The organism is Herbaspirillum sp. RV1423, from assembly GCF_000577615.1.
In the GTDB taxonomy this organism is placed as follows: Bacteria; Pseudomonadota; Gammaproteobacteria; order Burkholderiales; family Burkholderiaceae_D; genus Herbaspirillum.
Window position 1 is genome coordinate 46332 of the sequence record NZ_CBXX010000011.1, and the last position, 18648, is coordinate 64979.

Genomic DNA, 18648 nt, shown 5'->3' on the forward strand with positions numbered 1-18648 from the left:
AGGCGAGCCACCCAAGGCAAGGCGAAGCGAGCCGAAAAAGACGTTCCGCTTATGAGCTGCCGTTGGTGACGCGCATAAATCGGATAAAGAAGGGAAACTTGTCTGAGCGAAGCGAGTTTGTTTCCCTTCCCGATTTGTGCGTGACATCAACGGGAACCCCGCAAAGCGGGGCGGCGAATCGCGGTCGCCTTCTTTTGCTTACTTTTCTTGGCGAAGCAAGAAAAGTGAGCGGCTGCCGGGCCGCCCCCGGCAACCACGGTCGTCCGAAGAAAGAAAAGAACTCGTTATGGAAAAAGGAACAATCGAGCCTAAGCAGAAGCCACAGAATTACGGCTACCAACCCACTTAACCAACTCCGCCAACACATCCTGCCCAGCCACCCAATCCCCCAACCCCGAAGCAGTATTGATATGCCCCACCGCCCCCGCATTGACAAACTCGCTCCCCCAAACGCCCGCCCAATGCTCAGCGCGTTCAGCAGACATCCAGGGATCGTCGGTGCTACCGATCACCACCGAAGGAAACGGCAGCCGTACCTGGACAACATCGGTCACTTTGAATTTTTCAGGATCCGCCGGCGCCACCAGCAGCGCGCCGACAACATGGGCGGCATCAATGCCCGCGCGATGCACCGTCGTCAGGCAACCGAAGCTGTGCGCGACGATCACGGTCGGTTGCGGGCGCTGCGCCAACACTTCCTGCAAACGCGCCGACCAGACCGGCAAGTCGGCGACATCCCAGCGATCCTGCTCGACGCGCTCGAAGGAAGGATAGAGCCGCTGCCAACGCGACTGCCAATGATCCGGACCGCTGCCGTCGAGTCCCGGCACCACCAGCACGCGGAAATCCGCGATGCGGGCACCGTTTTCTGTCGTTGCGGTCGTCTTGCTCATGTCAGGCCACCTTGCTTTCAGGGTTCGGCGTCGGCTGCGCCAGGGTCGATTTCGGCGTGTCCCACAGATACCCTTGAGCATACACCGGCGTCGACAGGCTACTACCCAATTCCTGCAACTTGCCGAAGACCGTCGGATTTTCGACGCGCTTGAACACCACGCGGATGTCGTGCTCGCCGGCCCGGCGCAGCAGCCGCTCCGTACTCTCTTCGTCGGCCAGTTCGCGTGCATCGACCTTGATCATGTCGGGCTTGACCTTGTCCAGCAACGCCAGCGCGTCGCGCGCGTCGGCGGCGCTGATGCCGAGCCTGAATCCGTTGCGCCTGTAATTGTCCAACACATAGTTCAGCAGCCAGCCCTGATTTTGCGTGACCACCGGCATCTGCAGCACGATCTTCTCATGCGGCAATTCCAGCAAATTGAGGATGCGTCGGAAAGCAATGCCGTGATTGCTTTCAACCGCAGCCAGCAGGCGAGCATGCACGCTCAGATGCAGGCTGACTTCGTCTTCCGCCTGGCGGTAAAAATTGATGGAATGCAGCATGCGGCACAGCCGGTCGAGCTCCACCGACTCGTCGTCGCTGGCGGCCTGATCGAGCAGGCGCCACAAGTGCAGGCCGCTGTCGTCTTCGGAATAACTGCGCGCAAAACCTTCGTGCGCGACGATACCGGCGTCGGCAAGTTCGTGATTGCCGAACATCCGTATCGGCTGGAATGCGGAAGTGAGCGTAGTGTTGAAATACTTGCCCTGCGCCTTCCCTTCCGCATCCAGCCATACCCTGGCCCCTTCCTTGACGGAACCGTCAAGGCGGGCAAGATATTTTTCCAGGGCTTGATACTTCATCGACGGCTCCGATGCGAAAGCAGATCAGAGCTTAGCGATCGAGACTTCGGTCGCCTTGACCAGCGCGACGACTTCGCTGCCGATCACCAGACCGAGGTCCTTGACCGAACGTGTGGTGATGACTGAGGTCACGATGCCGGCAGGCGTTTCGACGTCGACTTCTGAAACAACCGAACCCTCGATGATGGCTTTCACTTTGCCCTTGAATTGATTACGGACGTTGATGGCTTGAATGGTCATGCTTTGCTCCTTGAGGGACTGCGTTAAAAAAATAAATGATGGAAACCTAAATCGCCCACTGCACCTGACTGACGGTCTTCTGCAGCGAAATGTCGCCGAGCGAACTGTCCGGCGCGCTGGCCGGATGCTGCAGCACGCGCGACAGAATGTATTCCTCAAGCCGGGCGAATGCCGGGTTGCCACGCGCACGCGGACGCGGCAGGTCGACCGGCTGATCCAGCGTGATGCGACCGTCCTCGATCAGCACCACACGGTCGGCCAGCGCAATCGCTTCCTGTACATCATGCGTGACCAGCACGGCGGTGAAGCTGCGCTTTTGCCACAGCGATTCGATCAGTTGCTGCATCTCGATGCGGGTCAGCGCGTCGAGCGCACCCAGCGGTTCGTCCAGCAGCAACAGCTCCGGGTCATGCACCAGCGCACGGGCCAGCGCGACGCGCTGACGCTGGCCGCCAGACAGCACGGCGGGCCATTCGCCTGCACGTTCTTCAAGGCCGACCTGGCGCAAGGCCTGCGATGCCGCCGGCAAGGCGGCCTTGGATAAACCCAGCGCGACGTTGTTGAGCACGCGCTTCCATGGCAGCAGGCGTGAGTCCTGGAACATGATGCGCGTCTCCGGCTGGAAGCCGGGCTGACGCTTATCGGCGCCGTGTTGCGCAAAGGCGACCTCGCCTTGCGTCGCTGTTTCCAGTTTGGCGATCAGGCGCAGCAAAGTGCTCTTGCCGCAGCCGCTGCGGCCGACGATGGCGACGAACTCGCCGGGTTCGACGTCGAGCTCGACCACCTTGAGCACCTCGCGGCCGCCATACGATTTGGACAGCGCTTTGGCTACCACGCGCACGCCGCGGACCTTGCGTTCGGCGGCATTATTCACTTCGGTATGTTCGACGGGATTGTTCTGCATCATGCCGTCCTCTTTCATTGGTAACCCGGATGCCAGCGCAGCCAGAATTTTTCCAGGCCGCGCGCCAGCACATCGGCCAGCTTGCCCAGCAGGGCATACAACAGGATGCCGACCAGCACCACATCGGTTTGCAGGAATTCGCGCGCATTCATGGTCATGTAACCGATGCCGGCCTGCGCCGAAATCGTCTCGGCCACGATCAGCAGCACCCACACCAGCCCCAGCGCAAAGCGCACACCGACCAGGATGGACGGCAACGCGCCCGGCAGGATCACGTCGCGATACAGCGGCCAGCCAGACAAGCCGTAACTCCTGGCCATCTCGATCAGGCCCTTGTCGACCGATCGGATGCCGTGGAAGGTGTTGAGGTAAATCGGGAAGAACACACCCACCGACACCAGGAACAGCTTGGACATCTCGTCGATGCCGAACCACAGGATCACCAGCGGTATCAGCGCCAGCGCAGGGATGTTGCGCACCATTTGCAGCGTGGTGTCGAGCAGCACTTCGGCCTGGCGGAAGGTGCCGGTCAACAGGCCCAGCAGCAGCCCCATCCCGCCGCCGACGGCAAAGCCGGAAGCCGCGCGCCCGGTGCTCACGCCGAGATGGGTCCACAACTCGCCCGACAGCGACAGGTTCCACGCCGCGCGCAGCACGGCCAGCGGTTCCGGCAGGATGCGGCTGGACAGCCAGCCGACCTGGGCGGCGATCTGCCAGACGACGATCAGGCCGACCGGCAAGGCCCAGGACAGCAATTGCGTCGCGCCGAAGCCGTTGCCGCTGCGTTTTCCAACTGCGGTCTTGCGCTGCGTCTCGACGGAAGAACCGGCGATGCTTGCACTCATGATGGATCCTTAACTTTCAGACACGCGCAGCACCGGTGCTGCCGGCGGCGGCACATGGGTATTGCCGACAATCTCGCCGAACGGACCGCTCAGGTTGAAGCCGGGCAGCGTTTCCTTCTGCTTGCGCGGCAACAGCGGGAATACCAGTTCGGCAAAACGATAGGATTCTTCCAGGTGCGGATAGCCCGACAGGATGAAGGTGTCGATGCCGAGGTCGGCGTACTCCTTCATCCGCGCCGCCACGGTCGGGCCATCGCCGACCAGCGCGGTGCCCGCGCCGCCGCGCACCAGGCCGACGCCGGCCCACAGATTGGGGCTGACCTCCAGCTTGTCGCGCTTGCCGCCGTGCAGCGCGGCCATGCGGCGCTGTCCTTCGGAATCCATCTTGGCGAAAGTCTGCTGCGCTTTGGCGATGGTGGCGTCGTCGAGCTTGCTGATCAGTTCGTCGGCGGCGCGCCAGGCGGCGTCATTGGTTTCGCGCACGATCACGTGCAGGCGGATGCCGAAGCGCAGCTTGCGCCCTGCCTTGTCGGCGCGCGCCCGGACCTTGGCGATTTTTTCCGCAACCGCTGCCGGCGGTTCGCCCCAGGTCAGGTAGACATCGACCTGTTCTGCGGCCAGATCGATCGCGTCATCCGACGAACCGCCGAAATACAGCGGCGGGTACGGCGTCTGCACCGGCGGATACAGGGCCTTGGCGCCCTTGACGCTGAGGTGCTTGCCTTCGAAATCGGTTTCGCCGCCGGTGTGCGTTTTGCTCAGGACGTCGCGCCAGATTTTCAGGAACTCGTCGGAGATTTCATAGCGTTCCTTGTGCGTGCCGAAGATGCCGTCGCTCTCTTGCTCGGCCGGATCGCCGCCGGTGACGACATTGACCAGCAGGCGGCCGCCAGAGAGGCGGTCGAACGTGGCCGCCATGCGCGCCGACAAGGTCGGTGCGGTCAGGCCCGGACGCACCGCGACCAGGAACTTCAGTTGCCTGGTTTCGCCGATCAGGCTGGCGGCGGTGATCCACGCGTCTTCGCAGGAACGTCCGGTCGGCAGCAGCACGCCGTCATATCCCAGCGTGTCGGCGGCGACGGCGACCTGCTTCATGTAGTCGTGGCTGACCAGACGGCCGCCTTCGGCGGTGCCGAGATAGCGGCTGTCGCCGTGGGTGGGGATAAACCAGAAAACGTTCATTGCAGACTCCAATCGATGATAGGCAAAAACGGCATTGCGGCGGCGCTTATTTCAGCACCGCATCCTTGACGTTGAGTTTCTTGGGAATCAGTTTGAGATCGAAGAAGGCGTCGGCGATGCGCTGCTGTTCTTCCAGCACCTTGGCGTCGACCGGCTTGAAGATATGCTCGTAGCGCTTCAGGCCGACTTCGATCACGTCCGCATCCAGGCCCTGGATCGGCGCCAGTTGGGCCGCTGCTTCCTTGATGTTGGCGCGTATCCATTGGCCTTCCTTGGTGACTTCTTCGAGCAGGATCTTGATGATCTCGGGATTCTTTTCAGCGAAAGGACGCGCGCTCAGGAAGAATTGATGATGGCTGACGGCGCCCACGCCCGTGGCAAGACGGCGTGCGCCGATCTGTTTTTCGGCGGCGGCCTGGAACGGATCCCAGATGGCCCACGCATCGACCGCACCTTTTTCAAACGCGGCGCGCGCATCGGCCGGCGCCAGGTAGACCGGCTGGATGTCGCTGTAGCCGAGCCCCGCCTTCTTGAGCAGGGCGACCACCAGCCAATGCACGTCCGAGCCCTTGTTGAAGGCGATTTTCTTCCCCTTCAGTCCGGCGACGGTCTTGATCGGCGAATCCTTTTGCACCAGCAAGCCTTCCGCATTCGGCGTCGGGATTTCATAGGCGGTATAGACGAAGTCGGCGCCTGCGGCTTGCGCGAACACCGGCGGCGCCTCGCCGACATAGCCGAAGTCGACCGAACCGACGTTCAGCGCTTCCAGCAATTGCGGACCGGCGGCGAATTCCGCCCATTTCACTTCCACGCCTTGCGCTTGCAGGCGTTTTTCCAGCGATCCGTGCGCCTTCAGCAACACCAGCGTGCTGGCGGCTTTCTGATAGCCGATGCGCAGCACCGGTTTGGATTGTGCGGCGGCTAGATGGCTGGCGCCCAGGGTCGCGGCGGCGAAGGTCAATGCGGATAGCAAACCCAAGGTGCGGCGTCTGGTAAAGCGTTGTTGTTGTGCACTCATCTGTTTTCCCGAAATAGTTTTTTGGCGTAAGACGGCCCCTCTGCGTATGTCGCAGATCTCGATGGCCGTCGATCAAAATAGTGAAGTCTGTGCGGCGCTTAAACGCTACATCGAATCTGCGAAAACGGAACGTCGGTAAACACACCGGGTGCCGTCTTGTGCAAGGCAATCAGGCTGCTCGACAGTTGCTCGACGCCCTCCTGCACGCGCGCGACGATCGGACTGTCCAGCACCAGGCCTTCCTGCTCGGACCAGGTCACCTGCGCTTCTGTGGCGTAAATGCTCGGCAGGACATGCCTGGGTCCCAGCGACGACAACACGGGACGCAAGGCGTAGTCGAGCGCCAGCATGTGCGACTGGCTGCCGCCGGTCGCCAGCGGCAACACCAGCTTGTCGGTCAGGCCGAACTGCGGCAGCAGATCGAGGAAAGCTTTCAGCACGCCGCTGTACGCCGCTTTGTACACCGGCGTGGCGACCACCACCGCCGACGCTTCCGCGACGCGGGCCAGCGCAGCCTTGATCTCGGCGTCGTTGAAGTCGGCGCGGATCAATGCCTGCCCGGGCAAGTCGCGCACATCCAGTTTGGAATAACGGTGCCCGAGCGCGGCCAGCTTTTCGCCGACGTGATGCAGCAAGCGGGTGGAACGGGATGGCGCGGAGGGACTACCGGCCAGCAGGAGAATCGTCATGGTAAAAACTCAAAGGGTGAATCCGGTGAAGATGCCGGAAGCTGTGATGTGCGCTTCCGGAAACCTCATGCGTTGCTGTTCGATTACTTCTTGTTCGGCACGTACAACTGGTCGAAACTGCCGCCGTCGGAGAAATGATCCTTCTGGGCTTTTTGCCAGCCGCCGAAGGTATTGTCGACTGTGATCAGATTGACCTTCGGATATTGCGACGCGTATTTGGCGGCGATCTTCGGGTTGATCGGGCGGTAGTAATTCCGGGCGATGATTTCCTGGCCTTCGTCGGAGTACAGATACTTGAGGTACTCTTCGGCGACCTTGCGGGTGCCGCGGCGGTCGACGACCTTGTCGACCAGCGCTACCGGCGGCTCAGCCAGGATGGAAAGCGACGGCGTGACGACGTCGAACTTGTCCGGGCCCCATTCCTTGAGCGAAATCAACGCTTCGTTTTCCCAAGCCAGCAGGACGTCGCCGAGACCGCGTTCAACAAAGCTGATGGTGGCGCCGCGCGCGCCGGAATCCAGCACCGGCACGTTCTTGAACAGCTTGGAGATATAGTCCCGCGCCGCGGCGTCATTGCCGCCCTTCTTCAGCGCATAGGCCCAGGCCGCCAGGTAGTTCCAGCGTGCGCCGCCGGAAGTCTTGGGATTCGGCGTAATCACGGATACGCCCGGCTTGATCAGGTCGTCCCAATCCTTGATGTGTTTCGGATTGCCTTTGCGCACCAGGAACACGATGGTCGAGGTGTAGGGCGAGCTATTGTGCTCGAGGCGTTTTTGCCAGTCGGCCGGCAACAGCTTGGCTTTTTCGGAGATTTCGTCGATGTCGTAGGCCAGCGCCAGCGTGACGACGTCGGCGTCGATGCCGTCGATCACCGAACGGCCCTGCTTGCCGGAACCGCCGTGGGACGCCTTGATGGTCACGTTGTCGCCGGTCTTGGCTTTCCAGTATTTGGCGAAGGCCTTGTTGTAGTCGGCGTAGAGTTCGCGAGTCGGGTCGTAAGAGACATTCAGCAAGGAGATATCTGCGGCGTGCGCCAGCGGCACCAATTGCACCAGCGGCGAAAACAAGGCTGCCACCGCAACCGACTTGATAAACTTTTTCAACATGATCTGCATCCCTCTTGGTTCAGTTTTGTTCTGGAGAGCACAGATTAATGAGGGAGCAATAAAAAACGAACGAATACTTTCTTCTCTCAATATGCGGAAATCAGATATGCAATCGCAAGGCCGCCGAATATAGATGCGGCCTTTCATATCAAATACGCATATGGGAATCACCTGCAGCAATATAGCCCGCAGCTATGAATTGACGGGCAAATGGCGGTCCATCGTCATATCGACCTCGACGACGTCATGACGGAATGTAATGCGAGTTCTAAATACGTGCTTTACGTACGGCTCCATTTTCGCCCCTACGCAGAGCCGGTGGAAACACAAAGAAATGCCTCGCAATAGCGCATCGCCTTTTTCTATTTTTCACAATGTGGTATAAAGGACCTATTGCAATGCATCAAACACCGCTATGAAAAAAGAAGCCCACGACGACACAGGCGCAATATCGATTCAGGTCATCGAACGCATGGTGTCTTTGCTGGATGCACTGGCAGCGTCTCCGGACCCGATCAGCCTGAAGGAATTGTCGGCGACGACCAAATTGCATCCCTCCACTGCCCACCGCATCCTCAACGATCTGGTGGTGAAACGTTTCGTCGACCGTTCCGAACCGGGCACTTATCGCCTCGGCATGCGTTTGCTGGAACTGGGCAATATCGTCAAGAGCCGCCTGAGCGTGCGCGAGGCGGCGCTCGACTTCATGCGCGCGCTGCACCGCAAGACGCATCAGACAATCAATCTGTCCGTACGTCAAAGCGATGAAATCGTGTATATCGACCGCTCGTTCTCCGAGCGCTCGGGCATGCAGGTGGTGCGCGCCATCGGCGGCCGCGCGCCGCTGCATCTGACCTCCACCGGCAAACTGTTCCTGTCGATCGACGATCCCAAGGCGGTGCGCGCATACGCCACACGCACCGGGCTGGCCGGACACAACAAGAATTCCATCACCGACCTCGGCAAGCTGGAGCGCGAACTGAGCATGGTGCGCGCGCTCGGCTATGCGCGCGACAACGAGGAACTGGAACTGGGTGTGCGCTGCATGGCGGCCGGCATTCGGGACGACTCGGGCAAACTGGTGGCCGGCTTGTCGATCTCAGCGCCAGCGGACCGGCTGCAAGAGGAATGGGTAGAAGATCTGGTGACGACGGCAGCGCAAATCTCCTCGGCGCTTGGTTACGCAAACCAGCAGGATGGTGCCTGAAAGAATTTCTTGCAGGGAACAGAATGAAAAAAGGCGAACCACGTTCGCCTTTTTTATTACCCGGCCCGAGACCGGTCGAATGTCTGATCAGCCTTCGTCGGCGCGTGCATGCAAGTTGACGCGGGTCAGGTTCTGCGGACCTTGCTCGGACAGCCATTTGCGCATACGCGCGGCATCGCCGACATGCGACAGCTTGCCTTTGGAATCTAGGAACACCATCACCACCGAACGGCCCTCGATCTTGGTCAGCATGACCAGGCAATGGCCGGCTTCATTGATGTAACCGGTCTTTTGCAGGCCGATGTCCCAATCCTTGCTGGCGACCAGACGATTGGAGCTGGCGTACTGCAATGCATGGCCACTGGGCTCGACCATATATTTGGCATCGGTCGAGTACTGGCGGATGATCGGATAGTTATAGGCGGCGACCACCAGTTTGGCGAGGTCGCGCGCGCTGGCGACGTTATGGCTGGACAAGCCGGTCGAATCGACGTAGTGCGTATCCATCATGCCGAGCGAGCGAGCCTTGGCATTCATGGCGGCGACGAAGGCCGGCAGACCGCCCGGATAATTGCGGCCCAAAGCGGAGGCGGCGCGGTTCTCGGAACTCATCAGGGCGATGTGCAACATGTCGTCGCGCGATAGTTGCGCACCGACGCGCAGGCGGGAACTGCTGTGTTTTTCGCGATCGACGTCGTCATCGGTGACGGTCAGGATTTCTTCCATGTTCTGGCGTGCTTCCACCACCACCAGGGATGTCATCAGCTTGGTGACCGAGGCAATAGGCAAGGCCACCGAGGAATTCTTTTCAAACAGGACTTGCGAGCTGGCCTGATCGATGACCAATGCAACGTTGGAACGCAGGGCCAACGGATCCTGCGTCAGGTTGAGCCCGGCCAGATCACCCGCCGTCATGACCGGAGGCACCACCGGCACCGTCGGTATGGCCGCCACGCGCTGATAAACCACACGGCGCTTGCCGTGGACCATGGCGACCTTCTTGACCAGCTTTTCGCGACGGTCGAGAGATGCCTGGGTGGCGCGTTTGGGAGAGGCGGCAGAATGTCGTCTAACGACAACTTTCTTGATAACGGTCTTTTTAACGACCGTTTTCTTGGTGTTAACCGAAGTTTGCGCTTGTACAGGAGAAATACCGACCAGAACGAAAAGTGCCGTAGCAACGACAGCTAGCGCAGATTTAAGCATTGGTAAACCTCCCCCTGATTGATACGCACAAGAAACTGTTGGCAGTGTAGCAAACCGAGGGAAAATCGCAAGATAATTAGGTAGTTAGCGCAACTTTTTAAACGACTTTCTTAAAAAAAGCGCATTTTTTTCGTTTTTGAAAACCTACGCGACTTTTTTCATGGCCGCGACACCTTTGTGATTTGCTATAAACAGACCCGCCAGTACAAGAATAAAACCTGCAGCATGATACCAGTGTAATGTCTCCCCGAGGTAGGCCATCGCGATAACAGAAGCAAATACAGGCACCAAATGGACGCATTGAGATGCCCTGACGGAACCGATACGGTCGATGCCGTAATTGCACGCCAGGGTCGCCAGTATGCTTGGGAAGACTGCCAGATAAGAAACACCGGCGGCAGTACTCCGATTGAGCGGTATAACGAACGCCTGCCCGCCTCCGTTGACCAGCATCAGCAAAGTCAAGCCAGACAATCCGAGCACACCGGTCACCCACAGAAAACAAAACGTCGGCAACACGCGCGGACGACGCGGCAACAGCAGCAGATACACGCTCCACATCACCATCGCGACCAGCATCCAGGCATCGCCGCGATTGAGCCGGAAACCCGACAGGCCGACAAGCGAACCGTGGCTGATGATCGCTGCCACACCATAGAGTGACACGATGACGCCGAGCAGTTCCATACGATCCGGCCAACGCCTGTGAAACGGCACCGACAAGAGCAAGGTCCACACGGGAATCGAAGAATTCAGCAATGCAGCGTTGGTGGCGCTGGTGTAATGCAGGGCGCCGAAAATCAGGGCATTGTAGAGACCGGTGCCGAGCAAGGCGAGCAGCATGAGTACCGGCGTGGCCGCGCGGATTTCCCCGCGGTAGCGTATGACGTCGCGCACGACGAACGGCGCCAGAATCAGCAGGATCAGCCCCCAGCGCCAGAACGCCAGCGCCATCGGCGCGACTTGTTCGTTAAGGGCTTTGCCGACCAGCATATTGCCGGCCCAGAACAAGGCTGCGGCAGCGAGCGCAAGGACGGCGAGAAAATCGGATGAGCGCAGGGCTTTCATGGCTGGAGCTTCCCTTCCCGGTGGCAAAACGATGCCACTCTAAGCGCCGGCTCATCCTTGGTCCAATATATTATGGAAGCCAGATTAGGTCGTACAGCATATTATTTCTTGATGGCTTCGATCAGTACCGTATCGATGTCGAAGGAATAATCCTCTGCGACATTGAAGTAGCTGCGCACCTCTGCCGGTGCGGCGCGCCAGAGCGACTGGATGGCGACGATATGTTCCGGCGACGTGCGCATACGCGCGACCCAGGAGGCAAATTCCAGCGTCAGCTTCCAGCTCTTGGAAAAGCCTACCTGCAAACCGGCCTGCGCGATCAGCTTCTTCCACGAGGACAGACTGACGTTGCGCACGTGCGAGGTGTCGCGCAACAATTCGATCGCCTGCATGTAGGTATCGGATAACACATCGGCCGGCGCCGCCGTGTCGATGACGACAAAACGGCCGCCCTGCTTCAGCACGCGTGCAGCTTCCTGCAATGCCTGCGGCAGGTTGCGCCAGTGGTGCGCACTGAAGCGCGTGCAGACGACGTCGAAGGACGCATCGGCGAACGGCAGGCGATCGGCGCTGCCCTGCTGAACTTCAATATTGGACAACTTGCGATCCGCTGCGGCGGCGCGCACGACTTCAAGCATCTCCGCGGACAGATCGTAGGCGATCACCTGCGCCGCAACCGGCGCCATTGCGAAGCTGGCATGGCCGCCACCGCAGCCGAGGTCCAGCACGCGGGCTTGCGGATATGCGGCGGCATACGCCGCGAGGTCTTGCAGGTCGGCGCCCTGAGCGTGGACGGCGCTGGTCAGATAGGATGCTGCGGTATTACCGAATTGTTCTGAAATCACTTGGTTATGGCTACGCATTGCTTGGCTCCCGAAGATGAATAAAGTGACGGAAGCCTTAGTTTAGCGATCCTGTATCCTGGTACAAGTTCACCATTTATACTATTACCAAATCCAACAGCATCAGCCTTTCATTATCGCCATGGCAACCGCAGACATTAAACAGGACATGAAGCGCAAGGCGCTGGGAGAATTCATCAAGACCCAGCGTGAACAAACTTCCCCGGCGCTGGCCGGCCTAAGCCACCTTGCGCATGGCACGCGTCGCCGCACGCCCGGGTTGCGGCGCGAAGAAGTCGCGCAGTTATGCGCCATCAGCGTGACCTGGTACACCTGGATAGAACAGGGCCGCACCGATTCGATCTCTGCGCAAGCGCTGTCGCGTATCGCCGATGCGCTGCATCTGCCGCGCGCCAAGCGCGCCTATCTGTTCGAGCTGGCGGAAAAGAAAGATCCAGTGCATCAGGACGACCACAGCGAGAACATCGCGCCGGAAATCCTCGACGTCGTGCGCAGCATCCGTGAACCGGCCTACGTGCTGGATCGCTACTGGAACGCGCTGGCATGGAATGTCCCGGCGCGGAATCTGTTCACCGGCTGGCTCAATGCCAAAAGCGAAAGCAGCAACCTGCTGTTCTTCACGTTCTGCACCGCGGCCTCGCAAGACCTCATCACCGATTGGGAACAACGGGCGCGCCGGCTTGTTGCCGAATTTCGCGCCGATTGCGGACAATACCTGGACGATCCGCAGATCAAGACGATGGTGGAAGAACTGTCGGCGCGCAGCAGCCTGTTCAAGCGTGCATGGAGCCTGCAGGATGTGGTGGAACGCGAAGGCGGCAAACGGCTGTTCCGGCATCCGGTGCGCGGCGAACTGACCTATCAGCAGGTGAATTTCCGCGTGGCGAACCGACCGGATCTCAAGTTGATTACCCTGATGCCGGCCTGAGCCCCCTTATTTGGGAACCACGAACGCCACCCCGACCACGGCCACCAGCATGCCGATGATGCCGACCATGTTGAAAGCCTCGCCGAACATCAACCAGGCCATCATCGCCGTGGTGGGCGGCGTCAGATAGAGCAGGCTCGTGACCTGCGTCGCCGCGCTGCGCCGGATCAAGGCAAACAGCAGGAAAATGGCGCCGATCGACAACGCCAGGACAGACCACAGCAAGGCGCCGATGAACTGCGGTGTCCACATCACCGTGCGCAGATGGAAATCGAAACCCTCGATCAATATCGCAAATGGCAGCGTGACCAGCATCGAGGCGATGAATTGGATGATGGTGCCGGTGCGCAAGTCGAACCGCGGACAGAAACGCTTTTGATACAAGGTGCCGATAGTGATCGCCGCCAGCGCCATCACGCAGAGAGAAATGGCGCTCCACGACAAGCCGATCAACGAAATCTTGCTGGCAACCACCAGACCGACACCGCACAAACCCAAGGCAAGGCCCAGCCATTGCCGCCCTTTCACGCGCTCGCCGACAAAAGGCGCGGCGAATGCCGTCAATACTGGTTGCAGTCCTACGATCAGAGCGCTCAGCCCAGCCGGCATGCCCAGCTTGATGGCACACCACACGCCAGCCAGATAACCGGCATGCAGCAACACCCCGGCCACGGCGATGTGGCCAACCTGCCGGCCCTGCGGCCAAGGCGCGCGCAGGATCAGCACCAGCGGCAACAGGCAAATCAGCACACCGATGAAGCGCAGTATCAGGAAAGTCAGCGGCGGCGCATACGGCAAACCGAATTTGGCGACAATGAACCCGGTGCTCCAGATCAGCACGAAAGCCAAGGGAATCAGATTGAGCAATATGGGATGCCAGGAACGGTCTTCCTGGCGGGCGCCTGCGGCGGTGCGAATCATACTTATCCGAGAAACATGGTGCGGGAAGTTGCAATTGGAACATTCCCGCGGCGTTGATTAGTTCCAGTCGGCAGCGTATCGACTGGCAAGCGTAATTGTTTGTACGTGGACGGCGACGGTGTCTTCTATGTTTTTGCCGTAACCGCCCGCCATCGTAACCGCGATTGGAATTTTTTGCTGGCGTCCCAGTTCGAAGACCTGTCTGTCGCGCGCTGCCAGGCCCGCCATGGTGAGCTTCATGCGTCCAAGCCGGTCGCCCTCATGCGGATCCGCACCGGCCAGATAAATGATCAGTTGCGGATCGAAGCGCTCCATCAACTGCGCCAATGCATCTTGCAACGCCGATAGATATCCGGCATCCGTCACGCCATCGGGCAAGGCGACGTCGAGATCGCTCCGCTCTTTTTCAAATGGATAATTGCGTTCGCCATGCAGCGACAGCGTAAACACCGAATCGTCATCCGACAATATGGACGCGGTGCCGTTGCCCTGATGGACATCGAGGTCGACCACAGCCACGCGCGCGGCGCGGCGTTCGGCTTGCATCAGGCGCGCGGCGACGGCGGCGTCGTTGAAAACACAAAAACCCGCGCCGCGATCAGCATAGGCATGATGCGTGCCGCCGGCCAAATTGACGGCAACGCCCTGTTCCAATGCGCTGCGGCAGGCGGCAATGGTGGCGCCGGCCGATCGGCGTGAACGCTCGACCATTTCCGGAGACCACGGAAAGCCGATGTCTTTTTGCACCTGCTCCGGCAACCGGCCGTGCGACACCAAATCGACATACCTGGGATGATGCGCGAGTGCCAGCACACCGTCGCTGGCCGCCTGGGCTTCGTGGAATTCCAGATCTGCGACTTCGCGCGCTGCCCCCTCACGAATAAGGCGGTATTTGATCATGGGAAAACGATGCCCGGCCGGCAACGGCAAAACAAAATGGTCGCTGTAATAGGCTTTCAAAATAGGCTTTCAAAGCTGGCTCATCGCATCATCTTTTTGCAAAAAAAATCCGACGTGGGAGTATGGGTGTCGACATAAAAAACAAATCACAATCATTTTAAAAATTGCCGACAAAATCCATTGACTTGTCAGTATTTTCACCTAGAATTCATTTTGTGCGCCGCACAAAAGAGTATCCAACAATATGCGTGCACCTTCCCTGATCATTCCATTCATTTCAATATCGGACCAAAGGACTACGCAAATGACGACCCTCACAGACCAATTTTCTGCTGCAACCAAAGCAAACTTCGAAGCCCAGATCGCGCTGTTAAGCCAGTTTGCAAACAAGACTTTCGAGGGCGTCGAAAAACTGGTGGACCTGAACCTGAAAGCCACCAAATCTTCCCTGGAAGAAACCCATGAAGCCGCGCAAAAGCTGCTGACCGCCAAAGATCCACAGGAATTTTTCTCCCTGTCCACCGCCCAGGCCCAACCGACCGTGGAAAAAGGCCTCGCCTACGGCCGCCATCTGGCCGGCATCGTATCGACTACCCAGGCTGAACTGACCAAGACCGCAGAAGCGCAGTTGGCCGAAGTCAACCGCAAGGTGATTTCGCTGATCGACGAGGCCTCCAAGAATGCGCCGGCCGGTACCGAAAACGCCATGTCGTTCGTCAAGACCACGATTGGCAACTTCAATGCCGGTTACGAGCAATTCACCAAGAGTGCCAAGCAGGCCGCCGAAGCGCTGGAATCGAATGTTTCCACCGCCGTCGATCAGTTGTCTCAGGCGACCGTAAAAGCAACAGCGCGCGGCAGCAAGAAATAATTTCAGCGAATAAGTTAAACGGCAACAACACCCGGGCAGACATTATTCGTTATGATGATTATTCTGCCTGGTTTGCTTTACCGGTACGTTGATACGTGGTAACGCTGCAAGATGCAATGCAAGCGATGCTTGTGCGATATACGTCATTCAGCAATGAGGCGCATGCTGTTTTCCCGTAGCGCCTCGGAGCAATCGTTGTCTCCTCGGTATCTGATTTCCTCCTAAGATACCGTTCCGATGCCTCGGCGAGCCGGGGCATTTTTTTACCCCGCCATCTTTCTTCCGCTCAATTTACCTGTTGGTACTCGGCCCTGAGCTGGCGCAGCCCAGCCTTCATCATGCTGAACGCCAGTTCCACTTGCGACGGTTCTCCCTTGACGCCCAGATCGATATGGCGGCGCGTCTTGTCGTCGCCAACGTGCGGCAAGCTAAATACCTTCACCTGTGAAAATTCAGCTTCGATGGATTCCATCAACGGCGTGAGCGTCGATTCCGGCATCTCGAACACCAGCACGGACTTCTCCGCCCAGGCCAGGCGATGGAACAGGTGCGCATAATGCGTATCGAGCACCCATTCGAACATCGGCCACGCCATCACCGGGAATCCCGGCGCGAAATAATGCGCGCCCTCGCCGCTGACGTTGGGCACGAAGAAGCCGGGAATCTTGTTGTAGGGATTCGGAATGATCGACGAACCGACCGGGAACTCGCCCATCTTCAGGCGATGCAGGTTTTCCGGCGCATCGTAGATCGGCGTGATACCCGATTCGCGCGCCGTGTCGGCGATGCGTTCCTGGATTTTCACCTTGGCGTCGGGATGCAGCGCCAGCGGCACGCCCAATGCAGCAGCGGCGCATTGGCGCGTGTGGTCGTCCGGGGTGGCGCCGATGCCGCCGGTACAGAAGACGATGTCTTCGCCGGCAAAAGTGCGCTTGAGGGTATTGGTGATGCGCGCCGGGTCGTCGCCCAGGTACTCCGCCCAGTTGAGTTGCAGACCGCGTGCGGTCAGTAGTTCAAGTACTTTGGGGAAATGCTTGTCGACGCGTTTGCCGGAGAGGATTTCGTCGCCGATGATGATGAGTCCGATAGCCATAGGTATCCGTTCGTTCCTGCAGGTAGTAGCCACACATTATGCCCTGATCTGTAAAATCAGGCAGGTGCTCCTGCAGTCGCGGAAGCCGACACGCGCAGCTTGCTCAAGGCTTCCAGGCAATAGTATTGAAACCACAGTCCCGTGAACACAAACACCAGCACGTACAGCCAGATCGCGCCGGCAGCCAGCAGCGGGAAAAAAATCACCGACAGCGCCCCGCCCAGCCACAACAGCGTCGGCGCCGCTCCCATTGCACCGGCGACCGCGCCCACCAGCAGCAAAGGCCAGCGATGCATATGCAAAATGGTGCGGCGTTCCTCCGCTGTGGCATAGTCGGCCAGCGTGTCGTAGGCCATCACGCGATACGTCAGCCATCCCCACAGCACCGGATGGATGACGAAGGCCAGCGGCGGAAAGATCGACACCGGCAACGTGACGATCCAGGCAAATACGAATACGGCGAAACACCACAGCGACGTCCACAGGCTGCCCCACCACGAACCGCCGTGGCGCCGCTCCAGTTGCGGATAGTGACGGCCGCCGACGTGCCGCGCAATCACCGGCACCGCCCACAGCCCGACGAACACCAACGCAGTCAGTATCATCAGCGGCAGCAAGGCCCACATGGCTAGCAAAGGCACGATGACCGTCTTCAACGCGCCCATGTTGAACCAGTTGAGAATGGAGCCGGCGACGCCGAAACCGTTGTGGACGACGAAATAGTCCTGCAGCCAGTCGATCATCGGCTGCAATCCCCACCAGAGGGCGACACCCCAGATCGCAATGGAGACGACAAAGGGGAGGATGGTCAGCAGCAGCATCCTGATATGCAACTGCGACAGCAGCGCCCGCCCGAACGAGGTCGTCAGGAGCCGCATCAGCGCGCGGCCTTCCTTGAGAACTCGATGATGCGCTTGAGTCCCAGCCACTGCTGCGCCCAGAAGCCGCGCCCGTAGTTGCGCCCCTTGCCGGCCGGCGGCGGCAATTGATCGCGCACGCCGGTCATGGCGAAGCCGGTGCCGAAATGGGTAGTGCGGAACAGCACGTCCCAGATCGGGAACAGCACGGCAAAGTTATGCCCGCCCAGCGAATTCCTGCCGCGGCTTTCATGGCCGATGCCGATGGCGTGGTGAAGGCGATGGAAGCGCGGCGAGACCAGCAGGTATTCGCCGATGCGGCCGAAATGGATGCGCACGTTGGCATGCTGCAGGCTTTGCAGCATGCGCGAAGCCGACACCAGCAGGATGTATTGCCCCGGCTGCACGCCGATCGCCAGCGCCACCAGGCCCATGAGGACGTCGCGCACCAGATCGTCGAGCAGATGATTGCGGTCGTCGCTCCACAGGTTCATGTTTTCCTGGCTGTGATGCAGGCTATGCAAGGCCCACAGCCAGCGGAAGCCATGCTGGGCGCGGTGGTACCAATAGTCGCAAAAATCCAGCACGACCAGATAAAACAGGAAGCTGACCAGCGCCTGATCGGTCACGCCGGGCCAGACGTCATCGAGGTTGAAGGTGCCCCAGCCTTCCCAGTGCAAGAACTCGCTGAGGTAGGCCATCAGCGGATCGAGCAGGAAAAACACCAGGATCGAAAACGCGCCGAGACGATGCAGGGCGGTATAGATGAAATCGTTCCAGCGCGCGCGCTTGTCGGTGATCGGATGCACCGGGATCCATGATTCCAGGGGACGCAGGATGATGAACAGCACCGCCAGTTCGCACACGCCGACCAGGAACCATTCGGTGCCGGTGAACGCCTCTTCGACGAACTCGCCCAGGCCGAGGGCAAACACCATCGGCTGGACCACGGTCTCGAACAACCACCCTTGGGCCGTCGCAAACAAATCGGAAAAAACCTGAATGATGTGCAT

The 18648-nt window shown here is 59.5% G+C and carries 20 protein-coding genes; 3 read left to right on the plus strand and 17 right to left on the minus strand.

What is annotated here, in order from left to right:
- Nucleotides 1–308: 308 nt before the first annotated feature.
- From RV1423_RS12820 to RV1423_RS12860, 9 genes are all read right to left on the minus strand, one after another.
- Nucleotides 309–893, minus strand: coding sequence for an alpha/beta hydrolase (locus RV1423_RS12820; RefSeq protein WP_034297071.1), 585 nt, complete (start codon nt 891–893; stop codon nt 309–311).
- A gap of 1 nt (nt 894) precedes the next feature.
- Nucleotides 895–1737 (minus strand): EAL domain-containing protein, encoded by an 843-nt coding sequence (locus tag RV1423_RS12825; RefSeq protein ID WP_034297073.1) that lies wholly within the window; start codon nt 1735–1737, stop codon nt 895–897.
- A gap of 24 nt (nt 1738–1761) precedes the next feature.
- The gene (locus RV1423_RS12830) at nt 1762–1977 is read right to left on the minus strand and encodes a molybdopterin-binding protein (protein ID WP_007884497.1); all 216 of its coding nucleotides are present in this window, start codon (nt 1975–1977) and stop codon (nt 1762–1764) included.
- A 46-nt stretch (nt 1978–2023) separates the two neighbouring features.
- Nucleotides 2024–2881, minus strand: a complete 858-nt coding sequence (locus RV1423_RS12835; protein WP_034297257.1) for an ATP-binding cassette domain-containing protein — start codon at nt 2879–2881, stop codon at nt 2024–2026.
- 14 nt (nt 2882–2895) lie between these two features.
- Nucleotides 2896–3726: an aliphatic sulfonate ABC transporter permease SsuC gene (gene ssuC / locus RV1423_RS12840; protein WP_034297076.1), complete on the minus strand. Its 831-nt coding sequence runs from the start codon at nt 3724–3726 to the stop codon at nt 2896–2898.
- Nucleotides 3727–3735: 9 nt separating this feature from the next.
- Complete coding sequence (gene ssuD, locus RV1423_RS12845; protein WP_034297077.1) at nt 3736–4908, minus strand: FMNH2-dependent alkanesulfonate monooxygenase; 1173 nt, start codon at nt 4906–4908, stop codon at nt 3736–3738.
- Nucleotides 4909–4954: 46 nt separating this feature from the next.
- Nucleotides 4955–5926: a sulfonate ABC transporter substrate-binding protein gene (locus RV1423_RS12850; RefSeq protein ID WP_034297080.1), complete on the minus strand. Its 972-nt coding sequence runs from the start codon at nt 5924–5926 to the stop codon at nt 4955–4957.
- 98 nt (nt 5927–6024) lie between these two features.
- Entirely contained in the window at nt 6025–6615 is a 591-nt protein-coding gene (ssuE, locus tag RV1423_RS12855) for an NADPH-dependent FMN reductase (protein WP_034297082.1), read from the minus strand.
- Between the two features lie 83 nt (nt 6616–6698).
- Complete coding sequence (locus RV1423_RS12860; protein WP_034297259.1) at nt 6699–7721, minus strand: sulfate ABC transporter substrate-binding protein; 1023 nt, start codon at nt 7719–7721, stop codon at nt 6699–6701.
- 415 nt (nt 7722–8136) lie between these two features.
- On the opposite strand from RV1423_RS12860, the gene RV1423_RS12865 reads away from it, so the two are divergent.
- Nucleotides 8137–8928 (plus strand): IclR family transcriptional regulator, encoded by a 792-nt coding sequence (locus RV1423_RS12865; protein ID WP_034297083.1) that lies wholly within the window; start codon nt 8137–8139, stop codon nt 8926–8928.
- An 87-nt stretch (nt 8929–9015) separates the two neighbouring features.
- On the opposite strand, the gene pbpG is transcribed toward RV1423_RS12865, so the two are convergent.
- From pbpG to RV1423_RS12880, 3 genes are all read right to left on the minus strand, one after another.
- The gene (gene pbpG / locus RV1423_RS12870; RefSeq protein WP_034297086.1) at nt 9016–10134 is read right to left on the minus strand and encodes a D-alanyl-D-alanine endopeptidase; all 1119 of its coding nucleotides are present in this window, start codon (nt 10132–10134) and stop codon (nt 9016–9018) included.
- 144 nt (nt 10135–10278) lie between these two features.
- Nucleotides 10279–11202: a DMT family transporter gene (locus RV1423_RS12875; protein ID WP_051516660.1), complete on the minus strand. Its 924-nt coding sequence runs from the start codon at nt 11200–11202 to the stop codon at nt 10279–10281.
- Between the two features lie 101 nt (nt 11203–11303).
- Complete coding sequence (locus RV1423_RS12880; RefSeq protein ID WP_034297088.1) at nt 11304–12065, minus strand: class I SAM-dependent methyltransferase; 762 nt, start codon at nt 12063–12065, stop codon at nt 11304–11306.
- A 121-nt stretch (nt 12066–12186) separates the two neighbouring features.
- On the opposite strand from RV1423_RS12880, the gene RV1423_RS12885 reads away from it, so the two are divergent.
- On the plus strand, nt 12187–12993 hold the full coding sequence (locus RV1423_RS12885; RefSeq protein WP_231502244.1) for a helix-turn-helix transcriptional regulator: 807 nt from the start codon (nt 12187–12189) through the stop codon (nt 12991–12993).
- Nucleotides 12994–12999: 6 nt separating this feature from the next.
- Here the strand turns inward: RV1423_RS12885 and RV1423_RS12890 are convergent, their stop codons facing one another.
- Nucleotides 13000–13914, minus strand: a complete 915-nt coding sequence (locus RV1423_RS12890; RefSeq protein ID WP_034297089.1) for a DMT family transporter — start codon at nt 13912–13914, stop codon at nt 13000–13002.
- Between the two features lie 57 nt (nt 13915–13971).
- On the minus strand, nt 13972–14814 hold the full coding sequence (locus RV1423_RS12895; RefSeq protein WP_373419959.1) for a histone deacetylase: 843 nt from the start codon (nt 14812–14814) through the stop codon (nt 13972–13974).
- Between the two features lie 304 nt (nt 14815–15118).
- Here RV1423_RS12895 and RV1423_RS12900 point away from each other — a divergent pair, with 304 nt between their 5' ends.
- The gene (locus RV1423_RS12900) at nt 15119–15685 is read left to right on the plus strand and encodes a phasin family protein (RefSeq protein WP_034297092.1); all 567 of its coding nucleotides are present in this window, start codon (nt 15119–15121) and stop codon (nt 15683–15685) included.
- Between the two features lie 286 nt (nt 15686–15971).
- Here RV1423_RS12900 and RV1423_RS12905 read toward each other — a convergent pair whose 3' ends face one another.
- From RV1423_RS12905 to RV1423_RS12915, 3 genes are read right to left on the minus strand one after another with little or no spacing between them, the layout of a single operon-like run.
- Nucleotides 15972–16778: a molybdopterin-binding protein gene (locus tag RV1423_RS12905; protein WP_034297094.1), complete on the minus strand. Its 807-nt coding sequence runs from the start codon at nt 16776–16778 to the stop codon at nt 15972–15974.
- 56 nt (nt 16779–16834) lie between these two features.
- Nucleotides 16835–17656 (minus strand): EI24 domain-containing protein, encoded by an 822-nt coding sequence (locus tag RV1423_RS12910; RefSeq protein WP_034297096.1) that lies wholly within the window; start codon nt 17654–17656, stop codon nt 16835–16837.
- Nucleotides 17656–18642, minus strand: a complete 987-nt coding sequence (locus RV1423_RS12915; RefSeq protein WP_034297266.1) for a sterol desaturase family protein — start codon at nt 18640–18642, stop codon at nt 17656–17658. Before RV1423_RS12915 ends, RV1423_RS12910 begins: the two co-directional genes overlap by 1 nt.
- Nucleotides 18643–18648: the final 6 nt, after the last annotated feature.